14 protein-coding genes and 2 pseudogenes are annotated in these 15,461 nt (G+C 52.8%); 8 read left to right on the forward strand and 8 right to left on the reverse strand.

What is annotated here, in order from left to right:
• Positions 1–14 precede the first annotated feature (14 nt).
• The 8 genes and pseudogenes from nirC to frlR all read left to right on the forward strand — a co-directional run bounded on the left by nirC (position 15) and on the right by frlR (position 7,795).
• The gene (gene nirC / locus ACUU1I_RS01510; protein ID WP_000493556.1) at positions 15–821 is read left to right on the forward strand and encodes a nitrite transporter NirC; all 807 of its coding nucleotides are present in this window, start codon (positions 15–17) and stop codon (positions 819–821) included.
• Between the two features lie 18 nt (positions 822–839).
• Positions 840–2,213, forward strand: coding sequence for a siroheme synthase CysG (gene cysG, locus ACUU1I_RS01515; protein ID WP_000349881.1), 1,374 nt, complete (start codon positions 840–842; stop codon positions 2,211–2,213).
• A 246-nt stretch (positions 2,214–2,459) separates the two neighbouring features.
• Positions 2,460–2,627 carry a YhfL family protein gene (locus tag ACUU1I_RS01520; RefSeq protein ID WP_001031834.1) on the forward strand — a complete coding sequence of 56 codons (168 nt, stop codon included), beginning with the start codon at positions 2,460–2,462 and terminating at the stop codon, positions 2,625–2,627.
• Between the two features lie 294 nt (positions 2,628–2,921).
• Positions 2,922–4,259, forward strand: a pseudogene (frlA, locus tag ACUU1I_RS01525) (fructoselysine/psicoselysine transporter).
• A 20-nt stretch (positions 4,260–4,279) separates the two neighbouring features.
• Complete coding sequence (gene frlB / locus ACUU1I_RS01530) at positions 4,280–5,302, forward strand: fructoselysine 6-phosphate deglycase (protein WP_005072143.1); 1,023 nt, start codon at positions 4,280–4,282, stop codon at positions 5,300–5,302.
• Between the two features lie 49 nt (positions 5,303–5,351).
• Complete coding sequence (frlC, locus tag ACUU1I_RS01535; RefSeq protein WP_000847822.1) at positions 5,352–6,182, forward strand: fructoselysine 3-epimerase; 831 nt, start codon at positions 5,352–5,354, stop codon at positions 6,180–6,182.
• A complete protein-coding gene (frlD, locus tag ACUU1I_RS01540; RefSeq protein WP_000853346.1) occupies positions 6,179–6,964 on the forward strand; it encodes a fructoselysine 6-kinase in 786 nt (261 codons plus the stop codon). The genes frlC and frlD overlap by 4 nt, the downstream gene beginning before the upstream one ends.
• Positions 6,965–7,063: 99 nt before the next feature.
• Positions 7,064–7,795, forward strand: a complete 732-nt coding sequence (gene frlR, locus ACUU1I_RS01545; protein ID WP_001276847.1) for a DNA-binding transcriptional regulator FrlR — start codon at positions 7,064–7,066, stop codon at positions 7,793–7,795.
• A gap of 159 nt (positions 7,796–7,954) precedes the next feature.
• Here the strand turns inward: frlR and ACUU1I_RS01550 are convergent, their stop codons facing one another.
• From ACUU1I_RS01550 to yhfZ, 8 genes and pseudogenes are all read right to left on the reverse strand, one after another.
• Positions 7,955–9,040 (reverse strand): aminotransferase class I/II-fold pyridoxal phosphate-dependent enzyme, encoded by a 1,086-nt coding sequence (locus ACUU1I_RS01550; protein WP_000847154.1) that lies wholly within the window; start codon positions 9,038–9,040, stop codon positions 7,955–7,957.
• 11 nt (positions 9,041–9,051) lie between these two features.
• Positions 9,052–10,356 carry a YhfT family protein gene (locus tag ACUU1I_RS01555; protein ID WP_000366834.1) on the reverse strand — a complete coding sequence of 435 codons (1,305 nt, stop codon included), beginning with the start codon at positions 10,354–10,356 and terminating at the stop codon, positions 9,052–9,054.
• Between the two features lie 11 nt (positions 10,357–10,367).
• Positions 10,368–10,659 (reverse strand): annotated as a pseudogene (locus tag ACUU1I_RS01560) (DUF2620 family protein).
• Between the two features lie 10 nt (positions 10,660–10,669).
• A complete protein-coding gene (locus ACUU1I_RS01565; RefSeq protein ID WP_000007017.1) occupies positions 10,670–11,548 on the reverse strand; it encodes a phosphotriesterase-related protein in 879 nt (292 codons plus the stop codon).
• A complete protein-coding gene (locus tag ACUU1I_RS01570; RefSeq protein ID WP_000090633.1) occupies positions 11,545–12,771 on the reverse strand; it encodes a phosphopentomutase in 1,227 nt (408 codons plus the stop codon). The genes ACUU1I_RS01565 and ACUU1I_RS01570 overlap by 4 nt, the downstream gene beginning before the upstream one ends.
• Positions 12,772–13,935, reverse strand: coding sequence for a YhfX family PLP-dependent enzyme (locus ACUU1I_RS01575; protein WP_000497333.1), 1,164 nt, complete (start codon positions 13,933–13,935; stop codon positions 12,772–12,774). It abuts the gene before it with no gap.
• 83 nt (positions 13,936–14,018) lie between these two features.
• Positions 14,019–14,381 carry a hypothetical protein gene (locus tag ACUU1I_RS01580; protein WP_005072136.1) on the reverse strand — a complete coding sequence of 121 codons (363 nt, stop codon included), beginning with the start codon at positions 14,379–14,381 and terminating at the stop codon, positions 14,019–14,021.
• Between the two features lie 16 nt (positions 14,382–14,397).
• Entirely contained in the window at positions 14,398–15,303 is a 906-nt protein-coding gene (yhfZ, locus tag ACUU1I_RS01585; RefSeq protein ID WP_001254806.1) for a GntR family transcriptional regulator YhfZ, read from the reverse strand.
• Between the last annotated feature and the right edge of the window lie 158 nt (positions 15,304–15,461).

The raw sequence follows: 15,461 nt of genomic DNA on the forward strand, positions 1-15,461 counted from the left end.
TAAAGGATAATCAAATGTTTACAGACACTATTAATAAGTGTGCGGCTAATGCTGCGCGCATTGCACGCCTGTCGGCAAATAACCCGCTCGGCTTTTGGGTCAGCTCCGCCATGGCGGGCGCATATGTGGGTCTTGGGATCATCCTGATTTTCACGCTCGGTAATTTGCTCGACCCGTCCGTACGTCCGCTGGTGATGGGCGCGACCTTTGGTATCGCCTTAACGCTGGTGATTATCGCCGGTTCTGAACTGTTCACCGGACACACCATGTTCCTCACCTTTGGGGTAAAAGCGGGCAGCATCAGCCACGGGCAAATGTGGGCAATCCTGCCGCAAACCTGGCTGGGTAACCTGGTCGGTTCCGTCTTCGTTGCCATGCTCTATAGCTGGGGCGGCGGTAGCCTGCTGCCGGTAGATACCAGCATCGTTCACTCCGTCGCGCTGGCTAAAACCACTGCACCGGCAATGGTACTGTTCTTCAAAGGTGCATTGTGTAACTGGCTGGTTTGCCTGGCAATCTGGATGGCGCTGCGCACTGAAGGGGCGGCGAAATTTATCGCTATCTGGTGGTGTCTGCTGGCATTTATCGCGTCCGGCTACGAGCACTCTATCGCTAACATGACGCTGTTCGCGCTCTCCTGGTTCGGCAACCACAGCGAAGCCTACACGCTGGCGGGTATTGGTCATAACCTGCTGTGGGTGACGCTGGGTAATACTTTATCAGGTGCCGTATTCATGGGATTGGGTTATTGGTATGCTACGCCGAAAGCGAATCGTCCGGTTGCGGACAAATTTAATCAAACTGAAACGGCTGCCGGTTAATTACTAAGGGGTTTTTACGTGGATCATTTGCCTATATTTTGCCAATTACGCGATCGCGACTGTCTGATTGTCGGCGGTGGTGATGTCGCGGAACGCAAAGCAAGGTTGCTGTTAGACGCAGGCGCTCGCTTAACGGTGAATGCATTAGCGTTTATTCCACAGTTCACCGCATGGGCAGATGCAGGCATGTTAACCCTCGTCGAAGGGCCATTTGATGAAAGCCTTCTCGACACCTGCTGGCTGGCGATTGCAGCGACGGATGATGACACGCTTAACCAGCGCGTCAGCGAAGCCGCTGAAGCTCGTCGCATCTTCTGTAACGTAGTCGATGCGCCGAAAGCCGCCAGCTTTATTATGCCGTCGATTATTGACCGCTCACCGCTAATGGTAGCGGTCTCCTCTGGCGGCACCTCTCCGGTTCTGGCGCGCCTGTTGCGCGAAAAACTCGAATCACTGCTGCCGTTGCATCTGGGCCAGGTGGCGAAATATGCCGGGCAATTACGCGGGCGAGTGAAACAACAGTTCGCCACGATGAGTGAGCGTCGCCGTTTCTGGGAGAAATTGTTCGTTAACGACCGCCTGGCGCAGTCGCTGGCAAACAACGATCAGAAAGCCATTACTGAAACGACCGAACAGTTAATCAACGAACCGCTCGACCATCGCGGTGAAGTGGTGCTGGTTGGTGCAGGTCCGGGCGATGCCGGGCTGCTGACGCTGAAAGGACTGCAACAAATTCAGCAGGCAGATGTGGTGGTCTACGACCGTCTGGTTTCTGACGATATTATGAATCTGGTACGCCGCGATGCTGATCGCGTTTTCGTCGGCAAACGCGCGGGATACCACTGTGTACCGCAGGAAGAGATTAACCAGATCCTGCTGCGGGAAGCGCAAAAAGGCAAACGCGTGGTGCGGCTGAAAGGTGGCGATCCGTTTATTTTTGGCCGTGGTGGCGAAGAGCTGGAAACACTGTGCAACGCGGGTATTCCGTTCTCGGTGGTTCCGGGTATTACCGCAGCTTCTGGTTGCTCTGCCTATTCGGGTATTCCACTCACGCATCGCGATTATGCCCAGAGCGTACGCTTAATTACCGGACACTTAAAAACCGGTGGCGAGCTGGACTGGGAAAACCTGGCGGCAGAAAAACAGACGCTGGTGTTCTATATGGGGTTGAATCAGGCCGCGACTATTCAGCAAAAGCTGATTGAACACGGTATGCCTGGCGAAATGCCGGTGGCAATTGTCGAAAACGGAACGGCAGTCACGCAGCGCGTGATTGACGGTACGCTCACGCAACTCGGTGAACTTGCTCAGCAAATGAACAGTCCATCGCTAATTATTATTGGTCGGGTTGTTGGCCTGCGCGATAAACTGAACTGGTTCTCCAATCATTAATTTAACCCGGGCCAGAGAATTCTGGCCTTCTTAATGACTCTTTTTATATATTCAGCAAATAAAACATAACCCCTTAATAAATATTATCTGCTAATGGGTTATATTCACCGTTACAGCGACTTACAAAATTAAGTCATTCGCTCACTGACGCCAATTAAATATTCCTGTATCGTTCTTAACGAGCAGTCTGCTTATATTCATATAATCAATGAATATTAATTAATATATAATACATAGGGAATGTAAATGAACAAATTTATTAAAGTTGCACTGGTAGGTGCAGTACTGGCTACGTTAACTGCATGTACTGGTCATATTGAAAACCGTGATAAGAACTGCTCTTACGACTACCTGCTGCACCCGGCAATTTCTATTTCTAAAATCATTGGCGGTTGCGGTCCTACTGCACAGTAAGTCTCTGACAGAAATCGGCTAACACCGGTTTAATTGCCCGACGCCCTCTGGATTTTCCGAGGGCGTATTTGTTTCTATGTCCTTCTTGCCCCCGCCCGTAAAAATATTTTCACTTTAAATTCAATTTTATAACTACATCCATTAGCCACAGCGCGATCCTGTGCGAAATTTTGTGATCTTCCTCCACATTACACAACATCATATGTTGTTATATTCATCATGCATTGTCATGTTGCCTTTTAAATGACTGCAAACTCTCCCCTACAACGTATTGGACAAGAAAAAGGTATCGCTATGGGAAGCCAGGAACTCCAACGCAAGCTCGGATTTTGGGCCGTTCTTGCAATCGCCGTCGGGACAACCGTCGGCTCCGGTATTTTTGTATCTGTGGGTGAAGTGGCAAAAGCAGCGGGCACGCCGTGGCTTACGGTGCTCGCGTTTGTCATTGGCGGGTTAATTGTGATCCCGCAAATGTGCGTCTATGCGGAACTATCCACCGCTTATCCGGAAAATGGCGCAGATTATGTTTATCTGAAAAATGCCGGAAGCCGACCGCTGGCTTTCCTCTCCGGCTGGGCCAGCTTCTGGGCCAACGATGCGCCGTCATTGTCGATTATGGCGCTGGCGATTGTCAGCAATCTTGGCTTTTTAACGCCTATCGATCCGTTGCTCGGTAAATTTATCGCCGCCGGATTAATTATCGCCTTTATGTTGCTACACCTGCGCTCCGTTGAAGGCGGCGCAGCGTTTCAGACGCTAATTACCATCGCCAAAATTATCCCGTTCACTATCGTCATTGGCCTTGGGATCTTCTGGTTTAAAGCGGAGAATTTTGCCGCCCTTACCACCACTGCGATTGGCGCAACGGGCAGCTTTATGGCGCTGCTGGCGGGGATCTCTGCCACCAGTTGGTCGTATACCGGCATGGCCTCTATCTGTTATATGACCGGCGAAATTAAAAACCCCGGAAAAACCATGCCACGAGCGCTGATTGGTTCCTGTCTGCTGGTTCTGGTGCTCTACACCCTGCTGGCGCTGGTGATTTCCGGCCTGATGCCCTTCGACAAACTCGCCAATTCTGAAACGCCGATTTCCGACGCCCTGACCTAGATCCCCGCACTCGGCAGCACCGCTGGGATCTTTGTTGCCATCACGGCGATGATCGTCATTCTTGGTTCGCTTTCCAGCTGCGTGATGTACCAGCCGCGGCTGGAATACGCGATGGCGAAAGACAACCTGTTCTTTAAATGCTTCGGCCATGTGCATCCGAAATACAACACGCCGGATGTCTCCATCATCCTGCAAGGGGCGCTGGGGATCTTCTTCATCTTCGTTTCCGATCTCACCAGCCTGCTGGGTTATTTCACCCTGGTGATGTGTTTCAAAAATACCCTCACCTTCGGCTCCATCATCTGGTGTCGTAAACGCGACGATTACAAACCGCTGTGGCGTACTCCGGCTTTCGGGCTGATGACCACCCTCGCCATTGCGTCAAGCCTCATTCTGGTCGCCTCAACCTTTGTCTGGGCACCGATTCCCGGCCTTATCTGCGCCGTCATCGTTATTGCTACTGGTCTGCCTGCTTACGCCTTCTGGGCGAAGCGTAGCCGCCAGCTCAACGCTTTGTCGTAATGTTATCTGAAGAAAATAAAATGTTGGATATTGATAAAAGCACCGTGGACTTTCTGGTCACCGAAAATATGGTTCAGGAAGTGGAAAAAGTTCTCAGCCATGACGTTCCGCTGGTGCACGCCATCGTGGAAGAGATGGTGAAGCGCGACATTGATCGTATTTATTTCGTTGCCTGCGGCTCGCCACTCAACGCGGCGCAAACGGCGAAACATCTGGCGGATCGCTTTTCCGATCTTCAGGTCTACGCCATTTCCGGCTGGGAGTTCTGCGATAACACCCCGTATCGCCTCGACGATCGTTGCGCGGTGATTGGCGTTTCTGACTACGGTAAAACGGAAGAGGTAATCAAAGCGCTGGAGCTGGGCCGGGCCTGCGGCGCACTCACTGCGGCGTTCACCAAACGCGCGGACAGCCCGATTACCTCGGCGGCGGAATTTAGCATTGATTATCAGGCCGACTGTATCTGGGAAATTCACCTGCTGCTCTGCTACAGCGTGGTGCTGGAGATGATCACCCTCCTCGCGCCGAACGCGGAAATCGGCAAGATCAAAAACGATCTCAAGCAGTTGCCGAATGCGCTCGGTCATCTGGTACGCACCTGGGAAGAAAAAGGCCGCCAGCTTGGTGAACTGGCCAGCCAGTGGCCGATGATTTATACCGTTGCTGCGGGTCCGCTGCGTCCGCTGGGTTACAAAGAAGGCATTGTAACGCTGATGGAATTTACCTGGACGCACGGCTGCGTGATTGAGAGCGGAGAGTTCCGCCATGGCCCGCTGGAGATTGTCGAACCGGGCGTTCCGTTCCTGTTCCTGCTCGGCAATGATGAAAGTCGCCACACCACCGAACGCGCCATTAACTTTGTTAAACAGCGTACTGACAACGTGATCGTCATCGATTACGCCGAAATTTCGCAAGGGCTGCACCCGTGGCTGGCACCGTTCCTGATGTTCGTGCCAATGGAGTGGCTCTGCTACTACCTGTCTATTTACAAAGATCACAACCCGGATGAACGCCGCTATTACGGTGGTCTGGTGGAATATTAATCCCTCTCCCGGCCCGGCAACGGGCCGGATTTACGCAAGGAGTTACCCGATGAAAACAGGTATGTTTACCTGCGGCCACCAGCGGCTGCCTATTGAACACGCATTTCGTGATGCAAGCGAGCTGGGTTACGACGGCATCGAAATTTGGGGCGGTCGCCCGCACGCGTTCGCGCCGGACTTAAAAGCGGGCGGCATCAAACAAATCAAGGCGCTGGCGCAGACGTATCAGATGCCGATTATCGGTTACACGCCAGAAACCAACGGCTATCCGTATAACATGATGCTGGGCGATGAACATATGCGTCGTGAAAGCCTGGACATGATCAAGCTGGCGATATATATGGCAAAAGAGATGAACGCGGGTTATACGCTGATTTCTGCGGCCCACGCGGGCTATCTCACGCCGCCTAACGTTATCTGGGGGCGGCTGGCAGAGAACTTAAGCGAACTGTGTGAGTACGCGGAAAACATCGGCATGGATCTGATCCTCGAACCGTTAACGCCGTATGAATCGAACGTCGTGTGTAATGCTAATGATGTGCTTCATGCGCTGGCGCTGGTGCCTTCGCCGCGCCTGTTCAGCATGGTCGACATTTGCGCGCCGTATGTCCAGGCGGAACCGGTGATGAGTTATTTCGACAAACTGGGCGATAAATTACGTCATCTGCATATTGTCGACAGCGACGGGGCCAGCGACACGCATTACATTCCTGGAGAAGGCAAAATGCCGCTGCGGGAACTGATGCGCGATATTATTGATCGGGGCTATGAGGGTTACTGTACGGTGGAGCTGGTGACGATGTATATGAACGAGCCCAGACTCTATGCCCGCCAGGCGCTGGAACGCTTTCGCGCGCTGCTGCCGGAGGATGAGAGATGAAAACCCTAGCGACAATCGGCGATAACTGCGTCGATATCTACCCGCAACTGAATAAAGCGTTTTCTGGCGGTAATGCGGTCAATGTGGCGGTGTACTGCACTCGCTACGGCATACAGCCGGGATGCATTACCTGGGTGGGTGACGATGACTACGGCACAAAGCTGAAGCAGGATCTCGCCCGCATGGGCGTCGATATCAGCCATGTCCATACGAAACACGGCGTTACCGCACAAACTCAGGTGGAACTGCACGACAATGATCGCGTTTTTGGCGACTACACCGAAGGCGTGATGGCCGACTTTGCCCTGAGTGAAGAGGATTACGCCTGGCTGGCGCAGTATGACATTGTGCACGCGGCAATCTGGGGACATGCGGAAGACGCATTCCCACAGCTGCACGCTGCGGGCAAACTTACCGCTTTCGACTTCTCCGACAAGTGGGACAGCCCGCTCTGGCAGACACTGGTGCCGCATCTCGATTTTGCCTTTGCCTCCGCACCGCAAGAAGACGAAGCGCTGCGTCTGAAGATGAAAGCGATTGTTGCCCGTGGCGCAGGAACAGTGATTGTCACGCTGGGTGAAAACGGCAGCATTGCCTGGGATGGCGCGCAGTTCTGGCGTCAGGCTCCTGAACCGGTGACGGTTATCGACACCATGGGTGCCGGAGATTCGTTCATTGCCGGATTCCTTTGCGGCTGGTCTGCGGGGATGACATTACCGCAGGCGATGGCGCAGGGAACGGCGTGCGCGGCGAAAACCATTCAGTACCACGGTGCCTGGTAGGTATAACGTTGGCGTGAGCATCTTCACGCCAACGTGCTGTTACTTGCCGGAAAACGACCCTATAATCCGAGTAATTCATTCTTTATTTCAGGGTCGATTATGTCAGCTACGGACCGCTACTCTCATCAACTCCTCTACGCTACCGTCCGCCAGCGGCTGCTGGATGATATCGCGCAGGGGGTTTACCAGGCCGGGCAACAGATCCCTACCGAAAACGAGCTTTGTACACAATATAACGTCAGCCGCATTACCATTCGCAAAGCCATCAGCGACTTAGTGGCAGACGGCGTACTGATCCGCTGGCAGGGAAAAGGCACCTTTGTACAAAGCCAGAAAGTTGAAAACGCCCTGCTTACTGTCAGTGGTTTTACCGATTTTGGCGTCTCACAAGGCAAGGCGACGAAAGAGAAAGTGATCGAACAGGAACGGGTCAGCGCCGCGCCGTTTTGCGAAAAGCTGAACATCCCCGGAAACAGCGAAGTGTTCCATCTCTGCCGGGTGATGTATCTCGATAAAGAGCCGCTGTTTATTGATAGTTCATGGATCCCGCTGTCGCGTTATCCTGACTTTGATGAGATTTACGTCGAAGGAAGCTCCACCTATCAGTTATTTCAGGAGCGTTTTGACACGCGAGTGGTCAGCGACAAAAAGACCATCGATATCTTTGCCGCCACCCGCCCGCAGGCAAAATGGCTGAAATGCGAACTGGGCGAACCGTTGTTTCGCATCAGCAAAATCGCCTTTGATCAGAATGACAAACCGGTGCACGTCTCCGAACTCTTCTGCCGCGCCAATCGCATCACCTTAACGATTGATAATAAAAGACATTAACCGTAGGCCGGATAAGATGCGCCAGCATCGCATCCGGCGATGCTGGCGCACTGAATTTTACATCCCGCACGTTCCCCTCACCCTAACCCTCTCCCCAAAGGGGCGAGGGGAGCGTTCAGTGCGGAATTTAGCTTGATTGCCGAACGGTGCTATCCAGCATTAAATACTCGCAATACTCTCACGCAAAATCCGCAGCACCGTCTCTTCACCGCTGCGATTCGGGTTAATGCGAATCGCACAATGTTCGAGTTGTGGATTCGCCTGGCGAAACGTTCCTGAAAGTCGATAGAAGAGCGGCGGGATTTCATATTTCGACTCTGCACCGACCGGGTAAGGCAACGCGCCACGCTTTTGCGCTTCTTCCAGCACCCTGGCGGCAATCAGCTGATGAAACTCGACAATCAACACCTTCGACTGCGCATTGGCAATGACGGCGCTTTTCACTTCCGCCACCGCGCCGCCGTTAAGCAAAGCCAGCAACCGTTCGGATACTCCCGCCTGCACCGCATGCATCACTGGCGCGAACACCAGACCACGCAAGACTTCCAGCGCCTGTGAGCCCTGGATCTGGCTACCGCCGGAGTAAAGCGTGGCGCGAATCCGACTAATAACATCGGCATCGCCAACCACTGCACCAACGCCCTCCGGCCCAAACAGCTTGAAGCAGGAGAATGTCGAGACATTCGCGCCGCATTCACAGCCGATTCGCGCTACCTTCATCACCGCATAGTTATCATCGGTTAACGCTGGAACACCTGCCGCGCGCAACGTTGCCAGCACATCTGCCAGCACATAGCTGTCCTGCGGCTGCTGGCGCGTATGCTGCACCAGCGCGGCATCAGGTTGTTGCTCGTCGACGACCTGCTTCAGTGCCAACAGGTCATTGAAATCAGCAGTAATAAGCGTCAGCCCCATCTGCTCAATAATAACCCGTGTCGTCGGGTAAACAGGCGCGTCATGCACCAGAAGACGCTGCCCCGGTTTGAGCAAAGCCGCCAGCCCGGCGCGAATCGCGCCAGTCCCCGCGCCCTGCACCAGCGCCGCGGCCTGTGCGTGAAATGCATCAGCCAGCACCTGCTCCACCCGTTGGGTAATACGCGGTTGATTCAGACCTGGAGTTAACCCTAAATCACCGCCAGCAAGAAACTCGCTGCCTGGAAAATGGCGGCAAATAGTGTCCACCAGCGCAAACTGCTTTTGCTGCGCTTCAGCAAGAGTCAGGCTTTGCAAAGGAAACGTCTTCATAGGAGCCTTCCTTAAGCCGGAACGAACAGGCCAAGCCAGTAAAGAACATTCAGCAGAATACCGGTGATCATTACTGCCACGACCGGTGCCGCCATTTTCTGTACCGGACGGCCCAGGGATTCGTTGAGGAAGTAAATAGCAACCGCGATAGAGAATCCGGTATAACCCGCCATCTTAATTGCTGCGAAAATCGAACCGACCAGCAGCGCCATTTCCATCAGCATATTCATGGCGTTACGGATGTTATCCGACGCATTACGCACCGACGGGTAGCGTCCCAGCCATTTGCCGATCGAACGAAGCAGCAAGACTTCCGCCGAAATAACCACTGCGCCTAATACCGCTGCAACCATCGGATTCGGCGAGAGATAGCCCACCGCATAAACAAAGGTAAAGCCCGCAACTGCATACACACCCGTTGCTAAGGCGGTGGTGGCAATCAACGGCACAAACCCCAGTCCGCGCATAAATTCTGCCAGAGCCGCCTGATTAATCAGCGTTTGCGATTGTTCCGGCGTCACGCCTGCGGAATACGCTTTCTCCAGTGTGAAGATCGAAACTTCGCTACCAGCAAAAATCTTCATACTGGCAACGGCGGCAATCAATGCTCCCACGATGGCGATATAAGGTAAGTTTTTGATAATCCGCGACGTGCGCTCTTCAAACACCGAAAGCCCGCTGGCATCGATGTCATTTTCATCACGATGACGCAGGTCGTGAGTTATCGCGATCCCCAGCAGCATCACCATGCCAATAAAGATTTCGATGGATTCAGGGTTAAGATGTGGGAAATAGCGCACGACTACCACACGGGTCATCAGAACAACCACGGCGGCGACCAGACTTTGCTTCCAGCCAAACTGGTAGAAAATCGCCACCAGCGGGAACAGTGCAAAAGCAGAAACCACCGGCGAGCTTAATTCCCCGAGGCTACCTAATACATCCACCGGCAGCGCGGTCAGCAGCTGGTTAACTGGCAACAGGCAAGTAAGGATCAACACGCCCCAGATAGCGCCAAGACCAAACGCCATCAGGCTGTTTATCGCCAGTACGCCGAGGATATCGGTAGGAAGAAAGAGTAACCATGCGTTGAGCAGCCAGGTTTTCAGGGTAAAAGAGATCCCCACCGAGGCCACAAAACCAATGCTCAGACCAAAAGCGATACTCCCCGCCTCGCGACGGTTCATATAGCCTTCAATCAGTTGCGGCAGGATCGGGTGGATGCCGTCATGAAAAACAGCCGCCGAGCGATGCGCCAGAAGCGATGTCATACCCGTCAGGCACGCCACCACGATAATCTGAATATACAGATCCATAGTCGTGCCTTTTATTTCAGATGGTTAATCAACATCGGAATCGCGTGTTCGACGTGCTCAACGGAAAGGCCAAACGCCACTTTCCCTTCAGCGATCATTTTGGCGATATGCTCGTCTTTCGCTTTATGCCGCGCCCGCACCGGTATTACACGCGCCAATGTAATAATCTAGTTGCCCGGATTTCACCTTCATTGCCGCTTCCATGTCGTTGTGAATGAAAACTTCAAAACAGCCAGGAGCCGTCGCTTCAATGGTTTTTTTAATCTGCTCACGCTGTAAGCCTGCAACGCCAATCTTTTTCATGAGTCTGTCCTTATTGGAAAAATTGAGAGGGATTTTCACGTAACATCACATCCACATCGGCCTGACTGAATCCTGACTGGCACAATTGCGGAATAAAGGTGGTCAATAAATAGTCATAGCCATAACCACCATTGGCTTTTAAATGGGAGCGGCGCGTAATATCCATCGACAGCATGACGCGGTTCAGCAACCCACGGTCACGTAGCGCGTGGAGCATCGCAATGCGCTTTTCGTCCGGGTAGTAACTGTTCTTACCAATGGTGTCGAACTGCACGTACGCGCCGAGATCGATCATCTTCAAAATGTTGTCGAGGTTGTCTTTCAGATCGCAGTGACCAACGGTGACGCGCGAAAGATCAACTCCGTGGGCTTGCAACAGAGCCAGTTGTTCCAGCCCCATGGTGCTGAACGACGTATGCGTGGAGATCGGGCGTCCGGTCTGGTTATGCGCCAGCGCAGCGGCAATAAATACCTTCTCTTCCAGCGGCGTAATCTTTCCTTCGCTGGAGCCGATCTCCGCGATGATCCCGGCTTTCAGCTCCGTGCCATCGATACCCTGTTCAATTTCATCGACCATCTCCTGCGCCAGTTCCTGCACGCTGCGGGTCACCACATGTTCCGGGAAAAACGCATCCTGGTAATAACCAGTACAGGCCACCACGTTGATCCCGGTTTCGCGCATTACATCGAGCATAAATTGCGCATTGCGCCCCATGTAACGGTTGGTCATCTCAATCACATTACGTACACCCCGGGTCATCAGGTCGTTCATCTCCTGGCAAATGAACGCATACTGATCAAGGCGGCAGTCCACGTTGTTTTTAAAGCCGGAGAGATCAATATGCAGATGCTCATGGGCCAGGGTGTAACCCGTCGGATCAAAACTCATAGGGTGTCTCCTGCAAACCGGAGGGAGGAAAGAAAAGAGCGACCATTTTGTGGCGGTGGCGCACGGAAAAATTCACACACGGTAGCTCCCACATCAGAAAGCGTGGTGCGCACACCGAGCTGCGTGGCGACCAGCCCTTGCTGATAAACCAGCACTGGCACCACTTCACGGGTATGGTGGCTGTGACCAATGGTCGGATCGTTACCGTGATCCGCCATCACGACCAGGCAATCATCTGGCTGCATCGCCTCAACAAGCCGGGCAAGGTTACGGTCAACGACCTGCAAACGTTCGGCATAACGTGCGACGTCTTCTGCATGACCAGCGAGGTCGGTTTCCTGGATATTGATGCAAATAAACGCCGTCGGATGGGTGTTAAATTCGTCGAGGGTGATATCCATAATCCGCTGGCTATCCACCAGGTTTTGCCAGCTCACACCATAAGGATTGCTGACGATATCTGCCACCTTACCCACCAGCACGGTTGGCACGCCCGCTTCATACAGTTTTTGCGGCACCTGCACTTTTTCATCAACACCGTAGCCCATATGCACGACCTGGAAGCCGTTGTCATAAGCGCCAGAACGCGGCGCATTAATACCAATAAAGCGCCCTTCTTTGCTTTCTGCGGCATCGAGAATACGCTGACTGTTGGTTAACAGGCCGCCAAATGTAATGACCCGACCGACCTGTACCTGGTCACGCACGATACGACCAATTTTGATTGCGTCGTCAAAAGAGATCACAGAGAGATTGGCGGTAATGTTATAGACTTGGCCTAAATCCGCCTCGAGATTATCGCCAATCGCAACCGCCTGATTGACCCACAGAAATTGCAGATCATCGCCACGGCGCTCCACCTGCCAGCCAGCGGAAACTAATGCCTGCTCAACACGGTCAATCACATCGCGAAAAGGCATCCGCAGCGGCGGTAACGGGCGCGTGCCTAAAATTTCCTGATGCCCCATAAAGGTATCGCCACCTTCATGTTGCAGCTCTGCCACGCCCCAGGTTGCGGAATCTGACGGCTGCATATCGCCTGGCGCATAACCCAATGTGTTGATTAGCCCCAGCTTCTCCAACGTTGGTAGCTGCAAATGCGGCAACTGGCTCAGGATGTGACCACAGGTATTCGCCCCGGCATCTTGCGGACGCACCAGCGTGACATCTTTCATTGCCCCTACGCCAAAGCTATCAATCACTAACACCACAAATCGCGCCATTTATGCCTTCAGAGGGTTGCCGAGGCTGTCATAACGACCAACTATTTCTGGTTCGCCGCGCTGAATACCGGACACCAGCACCACATCGCTACGGGTGACAAAAATCTGCGTGCGAAAACAGAGCACCACTGCACTGCTCACCGGATACTCGCCTGCCAGCGGCAGGGTATAGTCGATACTGCTGTCATCCACGGTTTTGAGATTGGTTTCAGTAATCTTTTGATTTTCTGGCGTAAACACCAGCGCATGTTGCGCATGACCACGACGGTAGTAACCGCCGCCGTAGCAGTAGCTGTCGCCACGGAAATGATGGGAGATTTCACTTAACCAGAGCATCGCGATACGTTCAGGCTGATCGCCCTGCTGGTTTGCCGGAATAGTACCGGTCAGCGCATGACCGGGTTCGGCATGAGTCGCACCGTATTCCGCCAGCAATGGCAGCGAAGTGCAGCTGGTCGCTGAAGGTACGTTCAGTTGCTCAATCGCAATACCAGATTTCGCCAGTTGATCCCGTGCTTGTACCAGCGTGTGAAGATTCGGTGTTGGCAAAACTTTCCCGGCAGCCTCATCCCAAAGCAGGCAAGGGAAATGGGTTAGTCCGGCTAAATGCAGCCCCGGCAGTTTCTTAATTTCAGCAATCACCTCGTGCAGCGAATGCTGTACAAAACCGCTCTCCTGCCCCGGATAAAGAAAATCATCGTCGCTATAAACTTTGAGCAGCACAGGCTGGACCCGTCCGGCCTTAACCGCTGCCGCAGAAACTTCCCGTGCTTTGTCGAGAGTAAACACGGTGATGATGTCGGTGCCCTGTTCAACGGCGTCAGCAACCTGATGACAAGGGATTTGTACCAGATGCCCCTGATGCGCCACTGGCAAACCAGCGCGGCGCATGACTCGCGCCTCTTTGTAATCCACCGCCACAATGCCGCTGTAGCCTAATGCCAGCAATTTTTCCGCCAGCCACGGATTACGACCAAATTGCTTGGTCATCAGATACAGTTCAATGCCGTAAAGCCGCGCCGTCTCAATGAGCCGCTTACCGTTTTCCAGTATCTGATCCACGTCGATCACCCAGCTGTCCGGGGCGATTTTGCCCTGCTGCCACAAACTTAGTGCGGCGGAAATCAGCGCCGGGTTCTGGCGTTTCAATGCTTCTACAAACATCTTGTTGCCTCGTTTCTGTTCCTTGAATTAAATATTCATTTTTTTAAATATTTAGGTTGTGCGACGTGGATTTGTCGGGAGCTTCAAACCTCTTCGTTAGCAGCCATCCATAATCCATAAAGATTGGCCAGAAAATAGCCTTCTTCACACGGGTTAACTTCCAGAGCGAATTCCTTCAACAACACCTGATGCAATTGCACAACGGCTTGCCAGTGGCTGGATTGCGCCAGTTCCGCCAGCAACTCGTTATCCAGCGGCTCTATTTCTTCACCACGGCGACTGCGCATCAGTGCACTCGCCATATGTGTCATCGCCATCGTTCCTTGCTCACTGCGCACCGGCAGATGGCACTCTTTTTCCAGTACGTTGACGACCTGCATCATGCCTTTGCAGACGTCCTTATCAATAACGCCTGCCTCGCAAAGCAGGTTGAGTCTGGTTTCCATATCAGATGCCTTTCGTTTAATAACTGGGTTCCTGTTCCCCACTCACCACCCGTTGTTGATGGGCAAGCAGGGCGTGTTTATCTACAACGGCACGCAGCAATTGTTGCATTGGGTAATCATCGACTCGCGTCAGGACCACGGCTTCGGTGGCCAGTAAAAATCGCGGATCGTCTGTTAGCGGCGTCGCCTCTAATCCCAGCATGGTCAGTTCGTTTTCCGCCACCACGTTCCAGATCACCGCATCGACATCGCCTTTAACAATGCGTTGTAAACTCTCGTGATAAGAGAGATCGACTCGTTCCACATCACTATCGCCAAAAAAGACATCGGTCATGATTTTCTGATCCGCCGAACGACTATCGAGACCTACTCGCTTAACATTTCCAGACTCACCTTTGCGGCATATCAGTTGATGTTCACCAACATACGTATGCGGGCCAAGCTCGAGGGCGATGCACAAATTGTTTTGGCTGAGATAACTTTCCGCCGCCAGGCGGGAAACTACTGCCATGTCATAGACACCGTTAAGTAAACACTCCACGCGAATATCCGCGCCGCGCATATGCGCATAGTAAAAAGGAATGCCATCAAACTGGGCTTTCAATCCGCTCGCTAAACCTTCGTACAAGCGGGTATAGGGCAAAGGCATCGCACATACCACGTTGTTGATATCCACATGACTCAGCAATGCTTTGTTATCCATCTCGACAAGATAACTGCCATTGCGCCCACGGCGTTCAATCCGTATCGCTCCGCTTGATTCCAGCGTTTTCAACGCGGCCTGCGTCAGGCCAACCGATGAACGGCATTCAGTTGCCAGCTCATCTATGGTTTTCAGTCGATTACCGCATTTTTCACCCAACAAATAACGGGCCAGTGTCGTGATGACGACGCCTTCTTTTTTGATAAACGTTCGACGCATAATATATTTTCAATAAAATGAATATTTATATCTTCATTAAAATGAAGATAAGTGGCGACGACGAGATGTGGAAACGGCGAGGCGCTTCACATTTTTTCGGGTTGTTGCGAAAAGAGGATAAAAAAACCGGGTTTCCCCGGTTTCAGAGTGATGACGAA

This window comes from Shigella sp. SIG3 (genome assembly GCF_053555855.1).